Raw genomic sequence first — 18,243 nt, forward strand, 5'->3', positions numbered from 1 at the left:
GAGATTAATAGGGCAGGGCGGCAATCACAGTTGATATTTTGTCGAGTGCGTCCTGCAACGGTTTCGATACCATCGGTTTGATAAACGGGTTCAGATCGGCGCGGATCGTCATTTTCAACCGCGTGTCGTTCTCTTCCACCTGTTTCAGTTGGATCCAGAGGAAAAGGGGAACGGGCGAGTTGGTTGTAGTAAATTTGATTGTTTTGTTCGGTTCGCGTTCAACGATCTCGAAACGTATCTTACCTACGGGATCGACAGCGAAACTGCAAGAGTCGCTGTCGAACTCAAAGTCTTTAATTTTATCCTGTGGAATGCGGTCCTTAACCCGTTCCAGGTTGGAAAGGTCGGACAGCATTGCATAGACACGATCCTCGTTGTGAGGGATCGTTTTGATCTCACTTACAAATTCTGTCATCCTGTACTCGTCGTGATTAAGCTTCAGGGTTCCAGTTTGCAGGGTCTTTACGCCATTCCTGCAGCGTAGCGATTTCCGATTCGTCGATATAGTCTGTACGTACAGCTTCTTCGATAACGGCATCGTAATTGCTCAGTGTAGTCAGCGTTACTTTAGCATCCTTGAATTGCTGTGCAGCTACAGGGAAACCGTGTGTGAAGATGGCAACCATACCTACTACGTCGCAACCGAAGTTACGTACAGCCTGTACAGCTTTCAAGCTGCTACCGCCGGTAGATACCAGGTCTTCGATGATGACTACTTTCGATCCCGGTTTCAATTCACCTTCGATAAGGTTTTCCAGTCCGTGATCCTTCGGTGTTGCGCGGATGTAAACAAAAGGCAGTCCCAATAAATCGGCAACCAACGCACCCTGTGCGATAGCTCCTGTGGCAACTCCTGCGATGGCGTCTGCGTTTTCGTATTTTTCGCTGATCACACGTGCCAGTTCCAGTTTGATGAAACTACGAACAGCCGGATAAGAAAGCGTTTTTCTGTTATCACAGTAAATCGGCGACTTCCAGCCGGAAGCCCATGTGAACGGATTGGCCGGTTGTAACTTAACGGCTTTAATTTTTAATAATTTCTCTGCAACTAATCTTTCCAGTGTTTTCATACAATCCTACATAATATATTTATATCAAAGTGCAAAAGTAGCTAAACAGAATGATATAACCTTGTAGATACCGAAAAAAATGAAGTCCTGAAAAGATGTTATTGAAAACAAATGGCCTCCCCGGCTAAAGGAGGCCATTTGTTAAAGAAGTTTCAGCCGTATCCTAAGGGATAGGCGCAAATACAGGGTTATCCCTTTCCGTGCCAGGCGGAGCAGCAGGGCCGGGATATGTTTCAACAGCGGCAATTGCTTCATCATCCGGTGTAGTTTTAAAGTGAAACAAAAAGTTCAGCAATGCAAGAATGAATTCGATGATTCGTTTGAATTTGGACATGGGGTCGATTGTTTGTTGGTTGTTATTAATTATGAGCATCTCGGTTATTGTCAAATGTGAATGTTTCATTATTTGACAGATGTGAATGTTGTGTCGGCCGTAGGGGCGGGGTCTGCCCGCCCTTCTTCACCGGTTGTTATATTATTGTCGCAAAGGGCGGGCAAACCCCGCCCCTACAAAACCTGTCATTTGGTTTCACATTTTGCTACATCCGATCGCGAAGCCCAATTATTCATTATTAATTGAAAAAGGTTTCACCTTTTTCTAACCTCCCGTCAACGCCACGATAGCCTGTACCGTCCTCTCTATCTGGACGAGGCTGCGGCGGTAGGATTCGCGGTCGTCACCGTTCAACTCGCTGATGTAGGGGCTGTAGGCTATTTCTCGGGCATAGGCTTCCGGGTCGTTGCTGCACTGCCAGGCCACGCGGTAGCTATTCCGGATCAGGCGGGCGAAGTCGAGGAAAGAGTTTGCGCGGGTGTCGTAGCGGCGGAAGTGGAGCGAATAACTATCGGTTCTCACCTCCGTTTTCCCACCGTGCCAGTACTCGTTGCTGCAACCGTAAGCTGTCAGGCCGAAGAAATTGTTACTCTCCGTTGCCAGCCGGCTCGTACCCCATCCGCTTTCGAAAGCAGCCTGTGCCAGTATCACGGAAGGGTTCATGTGGAAAACTGCGCCTGCAGACACGGCGGCCTGCAGGGAGTCTTTGACGAATCTGATTTGTTGTGCTGTCATAATGCTCTGATTTTCAGTCTTCAATTACTCGATGACCGGTCGGTCGTCTTCCTCACTGCCACCGCCTTGTGACGGTTCTGTTTCCTTGCCGATGCGTTCGAGGCTGATCTTTTCCAGCATGGCACGCAGCCGGGCGCCGGGGGTAAAGATGATCTTCGGCTTGCGGATCATATTTGCCTGGAAATCCTTTTCGGTTAGCGAGCCGGAACTTCCCAGCGACAGGCGGAAACGTCCCAGTGTATCCAGTTCCACTACTTCGTTACGCAACAACGCCTCTTCCGTTGCACGCAGCAGGCCGCGCACCACCAGTGCCACATCGCCGTCGCTCGCTGTCGAACGGTCGGCTATCACATCGCAGATCGAATTAAAATTCATCGTTCCGCTTACCGGGGCGGAGGCATAATACCGCTTGGCATCTGCGGCCGCTCCTTTCGTAAGGTCTTTTTTTAAGACCAGTTTGTACTTTACTGACATAACTTTAAATGATTAAGGGTTAGTGTATTAAAATCTATCTCTTGACTACATTACAAAGATACTACACCCTTTGCCGATGATGGGATGCTATGAGAAGGTGTGGAATAATCAGTATGTATTATTATTTCGATAAATATCTGCGGAAAACCTAACAACGTATCGATTTAATTCTTATATTGTGGTATTGTAATTATTTAAATATCAGAAAAATATGGAAGATAAAAAAACGGAATTATCTCCCTGGAGGAGAGCGTATGGGGTAACGGAATTCGCCCAGCTGTATTTTCCCGGCCGGACACCGGTGATTGCCTATAAACGTATGTGGGAATGGATACGCACTTCGCGCGGACTGAAGGCCAAATTGGAAGCCGCCGGGTGGGTGAAGTTCCAGAAACTCTACACGCCGAAGCAAGTCGGCGTATTGATCGAACATTTGGGAGAACCCTGATAGTATTAAATTTAATTGACTTAGTATGAGGAATTCAGTGAATCAAACTGTCGAATGTACCCTGTTCAGAACAGCATTCGACACCACCTCTTACACGCCGGTCACCCTTGGTGGTTATTTCGACGACGTGGTAAGCGGAAAGTACAAGAGATCGGTAGAAAACGTTCGCGCCCTGGTAGCCGCCGGCAATCAGGAAGGAGCGAAGGCATGTAAAAAGAACCTGTCTCTGTTGGTGGCAGGCGGACGGATGGAAGGCGGCCGCAAACGTGAGCACCTGGTAGACTACTCCGGCTGCGTGGTGGGCGACCTCGACCATGTGTCCGGATCACCCTCGGAACTGCTTGGCCGCGCCAAAGAACTACCGTATGTGAAAGCCGGCCATATCAGCCCATCGGGTACCGGGCTTAAGCTCTTCGTGCTGGTAGACAGCGACCTTGAACACCATGCCCAGGCCTTCGACGTAGTGAGCCGTCTGCTCGAAGCCGACCTGCCGGGCGTGAAGGTAGACCCTTCGGGCAAAGACCCCAACCGCGGTTGTTTCGTAAGCTACGATCCGTCGGCCTTTTATAAGGAAGCATCCGAAGTGGTGAATGTTCCCATTGGCCCCGACAAGGCCGATGTCTTCTCTGAGGCGGAACCCCGTTCGCTGGCCAACTACATCGACAAGTTTGAAACCGGCAACCCCTTCTCCGACGGTGGCCGCCACAGCTACGTGGTGAAACTGGCCTCGGCTCTCAACAGTGCCGGCTTCGGCGAAAGCGAAGTAGTGGCCGAATGCCTCTACCGCTACGCCGCTCCCGGCTTTAGTGAAAAAGAGATCCTGGCCACCGTGTCCGACATTTACCGCCGTTACCGTTCCGCGCATGGCAGCAATCCTTACCGGCAGTCGATAGGGCAGGAGACGAAAAAAAGTATCAAAAGTATCAAAAATCTCACCCCCATTCCCGAAACGGGACTTTCCGACGAAGGGGCTACCCTGGGGCCTGATTTTGAACCGGGAGAAAGCGATTTTCCGCACTTCGGAAAAAGCCTTTTGGCCGGCCTTCCGAACCTCCTTGCGGACACATTGAAGCCGGCCGTCGACGATACGGAACACGACCTGATGTTGCTCGCCGCACTCACCATGACCAGCACCGCACTGCCGGGCGTGACAGGCCTGCTCCGTAAAGAAGTATGTTATGCCCCGTTCTACACCCTTGCGATCGGCCCCTCGGGTAGCGGCAAAGGTTGTGTCAGCCAGGTGCACAAACTGGTGAAACCCTGGCAGCGGAGAGTGTTCGACAATTCCTTCCGTAAAGTGGAGGAATATAAGGTGAAGAAAGAGACCTGGGAGCTTTACAAACAACAACAACGTCAGTCGAAAGTAAAGAAAACACCGGGAAATCCTCCTGAAAATCCCCAGCCCGTACAGCAGATGCAGCTCCATGTAGGCGGCTACACCACCACGGCGCGTTTGATCGAGCAGCTGGAAGCGAACGCTCCCTACGCTTCCCTCTTGTTTGAAACCGAACTGGAGTCTGTCAACAATACCATGTCGCAGGATTTTGGCGGCTACGGATATATTCTCAACCAGGCTTTCCACCACGAACGGGTGAGCTGTGCTTCGAAAACCAACGGTACTTTCGTTGCCGAAACCCCGCGTTTGGGAATGTTTGTCACCGGTACGCCCGGCATGTTCTCGCAGCTCGTGCCCTCTACCGAAAGCGGACTTTACAGTCGCCTGTTGATCTACCGGATTGCCGGGGGTAGCGCTTACCGCGGACTGACGGCCTCCGATGATGTCTTTCAGAATGCTTTCTATTTTGACGACCTGGGGGTGAGAATGTTGGAAATAGCCGAATTCCTGGAGAAGTCGCCTACGTTTGTGAGCTTCACCGACTGCCAGCGAAAAAGGCTCGACCGTTACTTCGAACGTGAATATTATAATGTACGCGTATTCGGGAACGAAGATGTCACTTCGGTAGTCTTGCGCCACCGCCTGATAATCTTCCGTATCGCGATGGTGCTGACGGCCTTGCGCAAAGGGGAGGCGCGTGTCGACGAACGTCACCGGAGCATTACCGACAACGATTTCGAAATAGCGTTCCATATCGGAACCGTCTGTCTGCGCCATTCGCTCCTGGTGAGTACCACGATGAAACATAGCGATACCGAGATTCATTTTAAGGTGCCCACAGCCCTGAGCGATCTGTTTGCCTCCATGCCGGACAGGTTTAAAACCGCTGAACTGTTGGCCGAGGCCGGTGTCCGCAGACTGAGCCGTGCGAGTGTTTTCCGAATGTTGAAAAAGGCACAGGAATATGGCTTATTGCTTTCATTAGGAGCGGGTTATTACGAAAAAACAGTGTCGGGAAAGGATATCGCTACTTCGGAAAAGGGGTAGATACTTTTGATACTATTGATACTTTTTTGATAATAGTATCTTCTCTTTATGCTGTTGAAAACGGGTAGTTACCGGTCATTCAACGGGTAGTTACCGAAGCTCTGACGGGTAGGCATCCGTTCGGAAACGGGCCGTAAGGGGTTGATCTATTAACAAAAATTCAGAATAACCATTCAGGCTATGAATAGCAAGGCGAGAGATCGAAAAAAGACTGACTAAAAAAATCGATCGTTTTTTCTCGTCACAAAGGTACTGCATCATTTTGAAATACCAATCATTTCTACTAATTTTTTTTCTTTCCCTATCTTCTTTCTTATCAACGGAATAGCAAAGCAAGTACGAAATTACGACTTTTTGACATCAAATCAAAATTCTCGAAAACAGTGACGATAAAAAACGATCGTTTTAGCTAGTCATTGGTATGACAAACCTGTCGGGAACAGGTTATGAGAGGTTATTTATAACACTATTATTAATATTAAATTTATTGATTATGAACAAAAAGTTTTCTACGTTAGTGGCTGTCCTCTTGGCAGCCGGTGCTTGGACGACGCTGGATGCTAGAGTGATTGAAGTCACTAAGCCGGCAGTTGGTCAGGCTGTAGTGATTGGTAGTAATTTGGATGGGACAGGAGAAGGTTCTGTCATTTACCTGAATGCCGAAGGATATGCAGCTGCGGTTGAAAAAGAAGTGACTGCTGAAACTGCTACTTGGGAGTTGGAAGCTGTTCCGGCGGTTGAATCCAAATCTGGAGAAGTTGCGGTAAAATATTATCTGAAAACAAAGAATGCCAAAGGTGAGGCTGTTTATTTGCTTCAGACACAAGCTGTAGAATCTAAAAGTGGAGATTCGTATACTTATTCAGTAGGAGCAAAAGAGGATGGTGTAACTCCGGTTGAAATTTCTATTGTTGAAGGTCGAATTCAAGTAATGGAAGGTGAAACTACTAAGAATCTGAAATTCGGTGAGAGTGCAATTACTGCTGAAGAGGTACAGTCTAAAAGCGGAAGCACAGAATTAACAACAGTAGAATTCGGTGTTTACAGTGCTGACGATGTATTCCCCGGTACTGGTGATGTGGCTGTGAATGAAGATGGTGAGGTAACAGACTTGAACAGCTTTGTTGAAAACGCTGCTGAAGCAACTGCTTCTTTTTATCTACAAGTAGAAGGTGGATATTTGTATGTGGATGGTGGCGAAGTAAAAGTTTCAGAAAAGGTTTCTGCTACTGCTGCTTATTCCTGGACATTGGATGCAGACAAAAAGATGTATTCAGTCGCTTTGGATCGTGCAAAGAGCGATGTTAAGTACTTGGGTGTGAAAGCTGAAACGAAAGCTGCTACTACTAGCTGGACTTTGGTGAAGGCTGCTGCTGCTACGGAAGTTACTGTTGCAGACGGTGCTTTGACTGTAGGTACTGCTACAATCAGTGGCGTGTCTGTTTCAGCTGTGGCTCCGACTGCAACTAATGAAACTATTACAGTAGGTGGTCAGACTCTGGCTCTGCAGGCTTCTTTCAACAATGGTGAATATTATTTCATTTCAGGTAGTGATGCTAATAAGGCTTGGAAAGGTGAAGAAGATGGTACTGTTTCGGCTACGACAGCTGTAAATGCAGACAAATGCCTTTGGGCAGTAGAAGATGCATCTGCTAACGGCGTAACAAGATACAAATTCAAAAATAAAGCAACCGGCAAGTATGCTATGCTAAATAAATCTATTGAATTTGTTTATACAGCTGCATATAATAGCGGTATGTATTTGTCGATCGCTAATGGTGCTAACCTGGATGCTGACCTTACAAATACAACAGATGCTGTTTCTTTCGGTATCTACAAGTCAACAACCGAAAATGTTGATGCTAAAGAGCTGAATGATGTTTTGGGTAATGGCTTCGGTCTTAGCATCTTGAAGGTAAAAGATAGCAAAGACAAAGTGGAAGGTATGGATGCTTTCGATGGCAAGTTAACAGCTATTGTTCCGAAGGGTTCAGAGGCTAAAGATGTTGAAACATTCCAGTTGGTAAATGGTGACAAATATGTTGCTCTGACTTTAGCCAATGAATGGGGTGTTGAAAATACAGGTGTAAACAAGAGAGGTGGTAAGTTCGTTCTTATCGATGGAAAAGAACTGGCTAAGAATGCAGATAAATATTTGACTTATTTCACTATCAAACGTTACTCTGGTGTTGCCGACAATCTGATCGACCGTGTTTCTGTTTCAGATAAAGCTACAGCTGCTACTGATACAAGAAATCTGTACATCATGAAGTTAGGTGAGGATCTGGTTCTGACAAGTACTGTTAGTACAATTACCGGTGAAACTTATCCGTACATCACATTGGGTCTGAACAATGTAGCTAGTGTAAAACAGTTCTTGGGTACATTCTGGAACATTTCTTTTGCTGCAACAAAGAGCGAAGTAACAGAAGCGAATGAATATAAAGTAGGTCGTGCATTTGCAATTGAAGACAATGCTCCTGAATATGTTTCGGCTAGCTCTGTTGAAGCAGGTTTCCCTGAAGCACAGTGGGCTGTAACTGCTGCCAACTTGAATACAAATGCGTTTACTTTGGCTAACCGTGAAACAAAAGCTAAAATTGAAAATGTAGTATTGCGTGAAACAAGTGAAAAGAACGTATATATCGTTGAATCGGTAGAAGCTAATAAAAACTTGGCAGCAGGCGATAAGATCAAACTGACTGCTTACGAAGATCCTACTATGTTCGACGGTTTTATGCAGGCAACTGAAAACGCATTGAGAAACCAGAAATATTATATGGGCCAGTACCATGCTATTTCAGGAAACAAGAATGTGTATTTCTCTGAAAACCATCAGAAGTCTCATCAACTGGGTGTTGTAACCGACAAAAATGAAGCAACTCTTTGGAACCTGAGCTTCAGAATGAAAGATTATGACGGTGGTACAAAGAATGCTGTCGATACAGTATTTGTTGAAACAGTATTCGCAACTTTGATCGACGGTAAGATCGTTACTGATCCGGATAATAAGAAAGTAGAGAAATCTAAACTGGCTATCCTTCCGTATCAGTTCCAGAACAGAAGCAATAATGAATATGTTGTTTACAATGACGGACAGGGCTACAAGTTCTATGTTTTGAATCCTGACAAAAAGAAGGAAAATGCTTATAGCTTCGCATTGAAGAAACAGCCGAACGGAACTTATAATATCGTTCAGTTCAAAAATGCAGATAATGAAAATACTACTACAGACGAAAGACATGCATTCGACTCTAAGATTTATGTAGCTAACAGTGAAGTAGACGGTTTCGGCGAATTGAGACAGATGGGTACTTATGCTACCGACAACAACTCATTGATGGTTGTAGAAAAAGCAGATGCACCTGAATACCACAAGATCGCTGTTGAATGGGGTGACACAATCAGCTTGTATCGTGAAGAAAACAATGCTCAGGTATTGTATGAAAAACGTGATAACAAGTCTGTTGTTGAAAAGGATACATTGAGCTTCCTGAACATCGATAATATCAACCAGTTCAGCGTAAATCCGGCTATCTTTGCCGATACAGCTTACATCAATCGTACTATCGACGGTGAAGCTAACACTTGCTACCAGTACTTACTGGCTGTAAATGTAGATAAAGAAAAGACTCACTACTGTCCTTACAATCCGGAACACAACACTGACGAATGGTTGGCTGCTAATGGTGGTCCTTGTGCTGACGCAAAAGAACACAAAGCTGTTAAGGGTCGCTTCCTGGTGAATCTGATCGATACGGCTAATGTTTACGGTGCAACTCACCTGCACAACAATCCGTATGTAAACGAAGTTGAAGCCGGTGAATCTCGTGCTAAACTGTCATTCGTAGAAGGTGTTCATGCTGACGATACTCTGTATATTACTCGCAAGGGTGGTGAAATTGTTAAGTTGGCTATGGATACAACAGACTTCAACGTAGCTAAGTTTGCTTTCCGTTATGTGGATAACGATGCTAAGACATTCAAGATCCAGACTCAGTGGAAGAACTATTTCCCGACTGAAGATGCAGAAATAGTTGAAGAAACAGCAAACAACGACGGTTACCTGAAATGGATCAACGGTACGTTGGTTGTAGAAAATGGTTTCGAAAACGGTGATGTATTCGGTATCGAAGAAAACGTTAAGCGTGATCCGGTTGCTAACGAAGATATCACAACATCTTCAATCAGCGTAATTGCTAAAGAAGGTGCGGTAATAATCAAGGGTGCTGCTGGTAAGAAAGTTACTATCAGCAACGTACTTGGTCAGACAATCGCTAACACAGTTCTTTCTTCTGACGACGCTACAATCTCTACACCTGCCGGTGTGGTAGTAGTAGCTGTAGAAGGTGAAGCTGCTGTAAAAGCAATCGTAAAATAAGCAATTATTTAAAATCAAATAATTCTAAATTGTTTACCGCGTGTCGTAGGGGCGGTTCGCGAACCGCCCTTACCCCAATTACCCTGCGACAGGCGAACAAGCGGTAGATATTAATACTAAAGTAATGAAATAAAGTTCTTCTGTTCGATCTCTGTGAAGAGCAACAACAGACAAAACAAAGCCCCGACAGGATTTCCTGCCGGGGCTTTCGTATATATAGAAAGAGTTTAGTTTTTTTGTGAAGCAAGCATTTATTTGCTCAAACTTTTCCCGGATTATTAAGTTCGTCCACCAGGCGGAAGACCATTGTGCAGGGATTATGTTTGACATATTCTGTTGTGTCGAATGTTCCGGCAAGTTTCTCCGCCCATTTTATCGCTTGCGCTTCGTTGCCATATTTCAGTAGTAAATCATGCATATCTTTAGCATTTTTGCGATAGATGAATTTTCCTTTTTTACCGTCTTGCTCCAGTATTTTCTGGTTCATTTCTTTTTCGATGCACTTCTGGTATTCCGTGCGAGACATTGGTGTATTCCGATAGAGGAAGTGTAGCACATACCACAGTTCAAACGCTTCGTTCGACCAGGCACACTTTATTCCGTTTCTTTCTGCCTTTTCGATGGCCTGATGAAACCGGGATGCAGGAAAGTCGTCTTTGTCGAATACAGCCCATACACTGTTCAGAGGCTTAGGGCTGCTTTTTTTGAGCTCGATAGCTGCATTGACAACGCCCAACGGATCGCACCCTTCGCCTTGTGTTTCTATATCCAGTGTGTAGGGTGGAAGACTGTTGTTGAACGAAGAAAAATAATGAGGTTCCGTTTTCTGTCCTTCACAAACAATGAGGAAGTAAACTCGCTGATTACGGGTGCCGACTGCCCGTTTATTCCGTGAGCCGTCTCGTTCGAAACGATTGTGGAAACTGTTGATGTCAATCCTCTTTGCCATATTTCATCAGATTTGAAAAATCACCAATGAATGGAATGGCGCCATAGCGTCCTTGTATATAATCTTTCTCGTAGTTCCGGTCATTACGCACTTTTGTGCCGTCCGGATCGCGGAACTCGACCAGCGAATATAGGTCGGTTTGCTCTTTCTCATCTTTCTCGGTAAACCATATCTGATCGCGCCGGAAACAATCGCAACCCAACAGATTGGTGTCGTGAGTGGCAAAGATGAGTTGGGCACCTCTTTTGTTTATTTCCGGAGAATGGAACATCTCTATGATTTTCTTTGTCAGTAAAGGGTGTAGTTTGGCATCAAGTTCGTCGATAACAAGAGGTAGACCATATTGTAAAGTGTATAAAATGAATCCAGCAATGTCAAATACTTTATTAGTTCCTGCAGATTCACTCTCTGTAATGATGAAAGAATGTTTACCTATTTTATTGCCTGATATATCATATATATTATGAATAGTATTAGCTTTATCTCGCCAATTATATTCTTCATTGAGTAAGTCTATATCAATAAATCCCAATTGCAGGTCTTGGAAGAATTTTTTAGTTAGTTTTGATTCGTTTTTTAGATATACAGATGTCATACTTTTAAATGGATCATGATTCACTCCAGATAAAATACGAATATCGTTTATACTTTCAATAATTTCTTTTGCTCGCTTTACATTGAATTGATCGCAAACGGAGAGAAAAAGACCATTGTCTCTTGTTCGCTCTTCCAATCCCTTTGCTTCTAAAAAGATGTCCGAAATGCCAATGCTTTCATTTTCCCGAAGGAAAAGAGGTTGTTCTTTCTTTGCTCCTTTGGGAACTGTATATAGCCACTCCGAATGGATTTTATCATTATCTAATTCAAAACCGTATCTATAGTATTCTTCCCATTGGATAAATAATATCTCAAAATAAGAGGGAAGAGAGCGGTTCTCTTTTGCCAACATAAAAGGAGATACATTTAGTTTATCGGTGGAATTGAGCTTTGAAGAGTTCATGATTGTATCTTGCATAAATTTTAAAGCCTTTATCAAATTACTCTTTCCACTGGAGTTTGCTCCGTAGATGGCTGCGGATTTAAGTAGCTTGTAATTGGCTGTTTTCAATATATTATCGGGAAGCTCTTTGATATTGGAGGCTTCCATACTTAATGTTTTCTTATCTTTAAAAGATAAAAAATTCTCTACAGTGAATTCAATCAGATTAATCATTGTCTTGTTTGTTTTGAGAGATGTTCTCGCAATTTGCTTCAAATATACCTATAAAAACAATGTATTCTTTAATTATTGCGGTTTTTTCTCATTCTTTACGCTATCGCCACCGCCAGCACGCTCACCCGTACCCCCGGTACGGTCAGTAACGCTTCGGCGCAGGCTCCGAGAGTAGAGCCGGTTGTGATGACATCGTCTATCAGTAAGATATGTTTGCCTTTCAGGGTTTCGGGGTTGGTGACGATGAAGATTTCCTGTACATTCAGCCAACGGTCGTACACCTGTTTCTTTGTCTGTGTTTCGTTTGCCCGGATACGGCATAGGCTGGAGGTGTCGACCGGTAGTTTCAGTACGCTGTTTATGCCCCGGGCGATCCATTCCGACTGGTTGTATCCGCGTTTCTTTTTCTTTTTGGAATGAAGCGGTACGGGGAGGATCAGATCGGGAAGGTCGGAGAGGATAGATTGACGGTAGTCCAGTCCCGCCATGCGTCCCAGCCGGAAACCGATCTCCTTATTATCGTTATACTTCAGTTCGTGGATAAGCTGTTGCACGTGCCCTCCCCGCTCGTAATGCAGGAAAGCTGCCGCATGGCAGATAAAGACTTTGCCGGTGAATAAATGAGTGGCGGGGTTCTCTTTCAGATAGTCGAACCCGGTACGAGGCAGGTCGCACAGACATTTGAGGCAGAAATGTTCCTCACCTCCCATAAGCGGGTCGTTACATAACAGGCAAAGCTTGGGAAAGAAAAGATTCAGCAGGTTATTCAAAGTCTTCCTCATAATCGTTCCCTTTGAATAATTGTTTCAGGCAACGTATTGCTTCACGGCTTTCGAAACCACGGCCGGCGGCAAAGCGGAGGAGTTTGGTGTAGATATCTCTTTCGTCTTTCCCTTTGACAGACTTTTTCTTTGCTTTCAATAAGGCAAGGAGGATACCTTCATATTCTTTTTCGTCGATTCTTTCCAACGCCTCCGAACGGATGGAGGCAGGAATGTTTTTCTTATGCAGTTCGTATGCGATCTTGATGCGTCCCCATTTGTTGAAACGCAACTTGTCGTTTACGAAGTAACCGGAAAACCGGCTTTCGTCAATGAACTTTTCCTGAAGCAGGCGGGCAATGATACGCTCGCCTTCCTCAGAGGTGAGGCCGGCCGCCTGTATCTTCTTCTGTACGTCTTGTATGCAACGTTCGGCAGTAGAGCAGTAGGCGGCTGCACGACGCAGCATTTCGGCTTCCGTTATCTGTTCCATGTCTGTGCTTTCACAAAACGGTCTTTTCCGGACAAGTCTTGTATTAGTTCGACATTCTTGAATTCCATCAGGCGGAGCATGTTGACCGTCTGTTCTCCCAGTTGTGAGTTGATCTCGAAGTAGATATATCCTTTCTTTTTCAGCTTCTGTTCTGCAAACATAGTGATGCGGTGGTAATACAATAACGGATTGTCGTTGGGGACGAACAGGGCCAGGGAAGGCTCATAGTCGAGTACATTCGGGTCCATGGCGGCTTTCTCCTTCTCCATGACGTAAGGAGGGTTGCTGACGATGATGTCGAACTCTTCTTCGATAGAATCAGCCGTTTTTGACGGGGTCAGGATATCTTTTTGAAAGAAGGTGATTACAGCCCTGTTGCGTACCGCATTCCGTTTGGCTGTTTTCAGAGCCTCTTCCGAAATGTCGAGCGCATATACTTGCGACTTGTTCAGCAACTTCTTCAAAGTAATGGCAATGCAGCCGCTACCGGTTCCTATATCTAGTATATCCAGTTCTTTCTTTTGAGGATAATCGCGGACGATCAGTTCGACCAACTCCTCGGTTTCGGGACGCGGGATCAATACGGAAGGATTAACCTCGAACTCAAATCCGTAGAAATCGGTTTTACCGAATATGTACTGGATCGGTTCGTATTTGGTGAGTCGTTCTACTATATTATGAATCTCCGACTTTTCCTTCTCGGATAATTCTTTATCTTTGCAAAGTAAGAATTGATGTGGCTGAATATCGCACACACGTTCCATTATCAGGCGGGTGAATGCCTTGATTTCACTTAGTGGATAATAGTCTTTCAGCGTGTCTTGTATATAAGCGACGGTCTCAGTCATGATAATTTAATTTTAGTGCAAAAGTAATGTAAAAACCATTTATAAGCAAAGAAAATGGTCGAGGTTGAAAATAAATATATGGCTCGTTGTATTTCACTGGCCCGGGGTGGAGCAGGAAATGTGGCGCCTAATCCGATGGTGGGAGCCGTGGTCGTGCACCAAGGTAAAATTATCGGGGAAGGGTATCACAGGAAGTGCGGCGAAGCGCATGCCGAGGTGAACGCGATCGCTTCGGTAAAGGATGAGTCTTTGTTGAAAGAGTCTACGATGTACGTTAGCCTGGAGCCTTGTTCCCATTACGGGAAGACGCCTCCTTGTGCGGAATTGATCATAAGAAAGCAGATTCCACGTGTTGTGATAGGGTGTCTGGATCCTTTCCCTAAGGTGTCGGGAAGAGGGGTAAGGATACTACGGGAGGCCGGAGTAGAGGTGGTGACCGGGGTGATGGAGCAGGAAGCCCGGGAGTTGAACCGCGATTTTATGACTTTCCAACAACTGGGACGCCCTTACGTCTATCTGAAATGGGCGCAGAGTGCCGACGGTTTTATGGATCGGGTACGGACGGACAATTCCACTCCGGCAGTCGTTCTTTCGTCGGCAGAGATGCTTCGCAGGGTACACTGTATGCGTGCCAATGTGGCGGCCATTATGGTGGGTACACAGACGGCCTTGTTGGATAATCCGTCGTTGACGGTACGGCATTGGGCGGGAAAGTCGCCTGTAAGGGTCGTACTCGACAGGACATTGCGTATCCCTTCCGGTAATCATTTATTCGACGGGACGGTCAAGACATTGGTCTTTACGGCTGAAGATGCGGTGGGCAGCGAAAATGTGGAGTATGTAAAGATTGATTTTTTACAACCTGTCCTGCCGCAAGTCTTGCATGAATTGTATACCCGTAAACTGAATTCCCTGATGGTTGAGGGTGGTGCTACTCTTCTTGGACATTTTTTACAGGAAGATCTCTGGGATAAGATGTTTGTCGAAACAGCTCCGGTTTTTCTGGAAGCGGGCGTAAAGGCACCGGATATAAATCTGGCTCCTTCTTTGTCGTTAACGGAGGTGATTAAACGTCAGGATCATGTAATATCTGTTTTTTCACGGAAAAATCAGTGAGCGAAGTAGTTTAACGGAACTAAAATATTATAAATATTAGCCGATATTGGGTATAAAGCAAAAAATGTTTCTACTTTTGTGGCTTTATATGCAACAAACTTATTTTTGGATGAAAAATAGAATAGTACTATTTGTAGCGGGATGTATTGCATTGTTATTGTCTTCCTGTCTGGGATCGGACGATAATGAGTATGAGTTACCAAAGGATTGTCAGATTACTTCTTTTACAGTAAAGCATGATTCGATTCTTGGTGGCAAGCTGGATACAGTGAAGTTTGTGATCGACCAGGTGAACGGACGTATTTTTAATCCGGATTCCCTGCCTTTTGGAACTGTAATAGAAAAAGTAGTTTGTACGGTAACGTATGCTAACGGGATGGCTTCTATCGAAGTAACCCAGGACGCCTTGCCCGATTCTACCTATTACTGGAATTTGACAGACTCTTTGGATTTCTCTAAACCCGTAAAGATGGTGACTGCCGCTTATGACGGGATTGCCAAGAAAACGTATATCGCTCAGGTGAATGTGCATCAGGTGGTGCCCGACTCTATGTCGTGGGATCTGTATGCAGATAATGTATTCGGTTTCCCTGTAAAGGAACAGAAAGTGGTTGCCTGGGGATCGGAAAATGACGAGTACTATTATATGTACATGCAAGCAGCTGATGCCAGCAAGGGATACTCCTTGAAGAGTTCTTCCGTGTCGGATGGAAGAAGCTGGACAGAGCTTTCGTTGGAAGGTCTGCCTGCCGGTGAAGTTCGTTTGTCGCAGATGACCGAATATGAAGATGCTTTGTATGTGCCTACAACGAAAGGCGCACTTTATCAGTCGGTTGACGGACAGAAGTGGACGCAGGTTGACCAGGGTCCGTCAGTTAAAACGGTATTGGGTGCAATAAAAAGCGGTGGTTTGAATCAACCGTCGGCTTTGGCTACTATTGTCGATAATAACGGTACATTGAACTACGCCATAATGGATAAGGATCAGAAATGGACGACAGGTGGTGTTGTTCCGGCCGGTTTCCCTGTGAGCGGTTTCGGTTCTTTGTCGAGCCTGAATATGTTCCGCGAAAGCCTTACGGTCGTTGCCGGTAAAGATAAAGACGGCAAACTGCTGAATGCAGCCTGGAGTACGATGACCGGTGCTTCATGGGTGCTGTTAACCGATATGGAGTCGGATTATTTCGATAAGAGAGAAGGGGTTATGCTTTCTGCTTACGATGATAAGTTCTGTATGGTCGGCGGTATCGACGAATCGAATAAGGCTTTGAAAGATATTTATTTCTCTATAGATGGTGGTGTGTCGTGGACATTGTCGGATACATTAGCTGTTATGCCGGAAAATTATAAGGCCAGAGGTTTTGCTTCTGTGTTGGTGGATAAAGAGAAATTTATGCTGATTTTCGGCGGTAAGGAGAACAATAGTGCAAATGATCTGGATCAGATCTGGAAGGGACGTATAAACCGTTTAGGTTTTAAGGATTGATAAAGTTCGTGGAGGAAAGTATAATTTTAGGAAGAATTTGACGTTAGAAAAAGAAGTGTAGTAATATAATAGCATTGTTTATGACTTCAACTTTTTTTCAACGGATTCTTATACTGATACTGCTGGCCGGCTCATTTATTGGTCTCCATGCACAGGAATATAAATATGAAATAGGCGGGATGGCAGGAGGCGCCTTCTATATGGGGGATGCCAACAAGAATGCTTTCTTCAAAGGGATGAACCCCGCGGTAGGGGTTGTGTTCCGTTATAATCCTAACTTCAGATGGGCCTTTAAAAGCAATCTGATGTGGGGGCAGGTATCGGGTAATACGGAAGGACTGGAAAATGTTTTTCCGGACAATGCGCAAGCATCGTTCAGCCGTAGCCTGATAGAGCTGGGCGGTCAGATGGAGTTCAACTTCATGCCGTACAGTGATAAATTTGCTTATGCAGGAGCGAAGCGTTTTACTCCGTATGTTCTCCTGGGACTGGGTGTCACGGTGGGTACAGGGAATAAGATGTTTTTCGGACCGAATATCCCATTAGGGGTAGGAGTGAAATATAAGGTCAAGAACAGGATCAACCTGGGTTGCGAGTTCTCGTTCCGTAAGTTATTCGGAGATAATTTCGATGTGACGGACGATAGCAATGCAATATTGGATAATCCCTATCAGACCGGTGGCAGTTTCTTGAAGAACAAAGATTGGTATTCATTTTTACTGCTATCTGTTACCTGGGACTTCGGTCCGCGTAACAGGCCATGTAATAGTATAAACAGCAACAGTACGTTTAGATACTGAAAACACTATGTCATTGATTGAGGAAATAGACAAAAATCGCTTGCCGCAACATGTGGCGATTATTATGGATGGAAACGGACGTTGGGCCAAAGCGCAGGGGAAAGACCGGAGCTATGGACACCAGGAAGGCGTTGTCTCCGTACGTAAAGTAGTTGAGGCGGCAACGGCTATTGGACTGAAGTACCTTACAGTGTACACCTTTTCAACAGAAAACTGGAATCGTCCGGAAGCAGAAGTAAAAGCTCTGATGAGCTTGCTGGTGTCGGCCATCCATCGTGAAACGCCGGATCTGATGAAAAATAATGTCCGTCTGATGGCTATCGGTAACTTGGACCGTCTGCCTGAAGATGCACATGCCACTTTGCTGGATTGTATAAAACAAACATCAGCCAATACAGGTACCACGCTCGTATTGGCTCTCAGTTATTCTTCCCGCTGGGAGATAACGGAAGCTGTCAGACAGCTTGCTGTTCAAGTGTTGGAAAAGAAAATAAACCCCAACGATATAACCGAGGCAGTTGTCTCGGACCACCTAACGACTAAAGGCATTCCCGATCCGGATCTATTGATCAGGACCGGTGGAGAAAAACGCATCAGTAACTTCCTGCTGTGGCAGGCGTCTTATGCGGAATTCTTCTTTACCGATGTGTATTGGCCGGCATTCAGAGAAGAAGAGTTGTATGAAGCTATATTGTATTACCAGCAACGCGAACGTCGTTTCGGTAAAACAAGTGAGCAATTAATCTTATAAA

General features: G+C 45.3%; 16 protein-coding genes. 7 read left to right on the forward strand and 9 right to left on the reverse strand.

The window, feature by feature from the left end; all coding sequences use genetic code 11:
- Positions 1-4: 4 nt before the first annotated feature.
- The 4 genes from M1P97_RS05070 to M1P97_RS05085 all read right to left on the reverse strand — a co-directional run bounded on the left by M1P97_RS05070 (position 5) and on the right by M1P97_RS05085 (position 2,613).
- The gene (locus tag M1P97_RS05070; RefSeq protein WP_195370702.1) at positions 5-415 is read right to left on the reverse strand and encodes an SRPBCC family protein; all 411 of its coding nucleotides are present in this window, start codon (positions 413-415) and stop codon (positions 5-7) included.
- 16 nt (positions 416-431) lie between these two features.
- Positions 432-1,070 carry an orotate phosphoribosyltransferase gene (pyrE, locus tag M1P97_RS05075; RefSeq protein WP_046148268.1) on the reverse strand — a complete coding sequence of 213 codons (639 nt, stop codon included), beginning with the start codon at positions 1,068-1,070 and terminating at the stop codon, positions 432-434.
- A gap of 598 nt (positions 1,071-1,668) precedes the next feature.
- The gene (locus M1P97_RS05080; protein WP_195370704.1) at positions 1,669-2,139 is read right to left on the reverse strand and encodes a glucosaminidase domain-containing protein; all 471 of its coding nucleotides are present in this window, start codon (positions 2,137-2,139) and stop codon (positions 1,669-1,671) included.
- Between the two features lie 24 nt (positions 2,140-2,163).
- Positions 2,164-2,613 carry an HU family DNA-binding protein gene (locus M1P97_RS05085; RefSeq protein ID WP_249388551.1) on the reverse strand — a complete coding sequence of 150 codons (450 nt, stop codon included), beginning with the start codon at positions 2,611-2,613 and terminating at the stop codon, positions 2,164-2,166.
- A 211-nt stretch (positions 2,614-2,824) separates the two neighbouring features.
- On the opposite strand from M1P97_RS05085, the gene M1P97_RS05090 reads away from it, so the two are divergent.
- From M1P97_RS05090 to M1P97_RS05100, 3 genes are all read left to right on the forward strand, one after another.
- Positions 2,825-3,061: a DUF4248 domain-containing protein gene (locus M1P97_RS05090; protein WP_195370708.1), complete on the forward strand. Its 237-nt coding sequence runs from the start codon at positions 2,825-2,827 to the stop codon at positions 3,059-3,061.
- A 25-nt stretch (positions 3,062-3,086) separates the two neighbouring features.
- On the forward strand, positions 3,087-5,444 hold the full coding sequence (locus M1P97_RS05095) for a DUF3987 domain-containing protein (protein ID WP_249388552.1): 2,358 nt from the start codon (positions 3,087-3,089) through the stop codon (positions 5,442-5,444).
- A 493-nt stretch (positions 5,445-5,937) separates the two neighbouring features.
- Positions 5,938-9,825: a DUF6383 domain-containing protein gene (locus M1P97_RS05100; RefSeq protein WP_249388553.1), complete on the forward strand. Its 3,888-nt coding sequence runs from the start codon at positions 5,938-5,940 to the stop codon at positions 9,823-9,825.
- A 259-nt stretch (positions 9,826-10,084) separates the two neighbouring features.
- Here M1P97_RS05100 and M1P97_RS05105 read toward each other — a convergent pair whose 3' ends face one another.
- The 5 genes from M1P97_RS05105 to prmC form a co-directional block, all read right to left on the reverse strand.
- Positions 10,085-10,774: an RloB family protein gene (locus tag M1P97_RS05105; protein ID WP_249388554.1), complete on the reverse strand. Its 690-nt coding sequence runs from the start codon at positions 10,772-10,774 to the stop codon at positions 10,085-10,087.
- On the reverse strand, positions 10,758-11,987 hold the full coding sequence (locus M1P97_RS05110; protein ID WP_195370715.1) for an AAA family ATPase: 1,230 nt from the start codon (positions 11,985-11,987) through the stop codon (positions 10,758-10,760). Before M1P97_RS05110 ends, M1P97_RS05105 begins: the two co-directional genes overlap by 17 nt.
- 95 nt (positions 11,988-12,082) lie before the next feature.
- Entirely contained in the window at positions 12,083-12,769 is a 687-nt protein-coding gene (locus M1P97_RS05115) for a ComF family protein (RefSeq protein WP_249388555.1), read from the reverse strand.
- On the reverse strand, positions 12,750-13,241 hold the full coding sequence (locus M1P97_RS05120; RefSeq protein ID WP_195370719.1) for a regulatory protein RecX: 492 nt from the start codon (positions 13,239-13,241) through the stop codon (positions 12,750-12,752). Before M1P97_RS05120 ends, M1P97_RS05115 begins: the two co-directional genes overlap by 20 nt.
- A complete protein-coding gene (gene prmC, locus M1P97_RS05125; protein ID WP_195370721.1) occupies positions 13,229-14,089 on the reverse strand; it encodes a peptide chain release factor N(5)-glutamine methyltransferase in 861 nt (286 codons plus the stop codon). The genes M1P97_RS05120 and prmC overlap by 13 nt, the downstream gene beginning before the upstream one ends.
- A 54-nt stretch (positions 14,090-14,143) precedes the next feature.
- Between prmC and ribD the strand changes: the two genes are divergently transcribed.
- The 4 genes from ribD (at position 14,144) to M1P97_RS05145 (ending at position 18,242) form a co-directional block, all read left to right on the forward strand.
- Complete coding sequence (gene ribD / locus M1P97_RS05130) at positions 14,144-15,205, forward strand: bifunctional diaminohydroxyphosphoribosylaminopyrimidine deaminase/5-amino-6-(5-phosphoribosylamino)uracil reductase RibD (RefSeq protein ID WP_249388556.1); 1,062 nt, start codon at positions 14,144-14,146, stop codon at positions 15,203-15,205.
- A 64-nt stretch (positions 15,206-15,269) separates the two neighbouring features.
- The gene (locus M1P97_RS05135; RefSeq protein WP_249388557.1) at positions 15,270-16,691 is read left to right on the forward strand and encodes a DUF6242 domain-containing protein; all 1,422 of its coding nucleotides are present in this window, start codon (positions 15,270-15,272) and stop codon (positions 16,689-16,691) included.
- 80 nt (positions 16,692-16,771) lie between these two features.
- On the forward strand, positions 16,772-17,491 hold the full coding sequence (porG, locus tag M1P97_RS05140) for a type IX secretion system protein PorG (protein ID WP_195370727.1): 720 nt from the start codon (positions 16,772-16,774) through the stop codon (positions 17,489-17,491).
- Between the two features lie 7 nt (positions 17,492-17,498).
- The gene (locus tag M1P97_RS05145) at positions 17,499-18,242 is read left to right on the forward strand and encodes an isoprenyl transferase (RefSeq protein ID WP_195370729.1); all 744 of its coding nucleotides are present in this window, start codon (positions 17,499-17,501) and stop codon (positions 18,240-18,242) included.
- Position 18,243 lies beyond the last annotated feature (1 nt).

It is taken from the genome of Parabacteroides leei (genome assembly GCF_023369805.1).
GTDB lineage: Bacteria > Bacteroidota > Bacteroidia > Bacteroidales > Tannerellaceae > Parabacteroides > Parabacteroides leei.

Excerpts from the sequence above, each read along its gene's own strand:
- M1P97_RS05070 (WP_195370702.1), bottom strand. The coding sequence starts at position 415 with ATGACAGAATTTGTAAGTGAGATCAAAACGATCCCTCACAACGAGGAT.
- pyrE (WP_046148268.1), bottom strand. The coding sequence starts at position 1,070 with ATGAAAACACTGGAAAGATTAGTTGCAGAGAAATTATTAAAAATTAAA.
- M1P97_RS05080 (WP_195370704.1), bottom strand. The coding sequence starts at position 2,139 with ATGACAGCACAACAAATCAGATTCGTCAAAGACTCCCTGCAGGCCGCC.
- M1P97_RS05085 (WP_249388551.1), bottom strand. The coding sequence starts at position 2,613 with ATGTCAGTAAAGTACAAACTGGTCTTAAAAAAAGACCTTACGAAAGGA.
- M1P97_RS05090 (WP_195370708.1), top strand. The coding sequence starts at position 2,825 with ATGGAAGATAAAAAAACGGAATTATCTCCCTGGAGGAGAGCGTATGGG.
- M1P97_RS05095 (WP_249388552.1), top strand. The coding sequence starts at position 3,087 with ATGAGGAATTCAGTGAATCAAACTGTCGAATGTACCCTGTTCAGAACA.
- M1P97_RS05100 (WP_249388553.1), top strand. The coding sequence starts at position 5,938 with ATGAACAAAAAGTTTTCTACGTTAGTGGCTGTCCTCTTGGCAGCCGGT.
- M1P97_RS05105 (WP_249388554.1), bottom strand. The coding sequence starts at position 10,774 with ATGGCAAAGAGGATTGACATCAACAGTTTCCACAATCGTTTCGAACGA.
- M1P97_RS05110 (WP_195370715.1), bottom strand. The coding sequence starts at position 11,987 with ATGATTAATCTGATTGAATTCACTGTAGAGAATTTTTTATCTTTTAAA.
- M1P97_RS05115 (WP_249388555.1), bottom strand. The coding sequence starts at position 12,769 with ATGAGGAAGACTTTGAATAACCTGCTGAATCTTTTCTTTCCCAAGCTT.
- M1P97_RS05120 (WP_195370719.1), bottom strand. The coding sequence starts at position 13,241 with ATGGAACAGATAACGGAAGCCGAAATGCTGCGTCGTGCAGCCGCCTAC.
- prmC (WP_195370721.1), bottom strand. The coding sequence starts at position 14,089 with ATGACTGAGACCGTCGCTTATATACAAGACACGCTGAAAGACTATTAT.
- ribD (WP_249388556.1), top strand. The coding sequence starts at position 14,144 with ATGGTCGAGGTTGAAAATAAATATATGGCTCGTTGTATTTCACTGGCC.
- M1P97_RS05135 (WP_249388557.1), top strand. The coding sequence starts at position 15,270 with ATGTTTCTACTTTTGTGGCTTTATATGCAACAAACTTATTTTTGGATG.
- porG (WP_195370727.1), top strand. The coding sequence starts at position 16,772 with ATGACTTCAACTTTTTTTCAACGGATTCTTATACTGATACTGCTGGCC.
- M1P97_RS05145 (WP_195370729.1), top strand. The coding sequence starts at position 17,499 with ATGTCATTGATTGAGGAAATAGACAAAAATCGCTTGCCGCAACATGTG.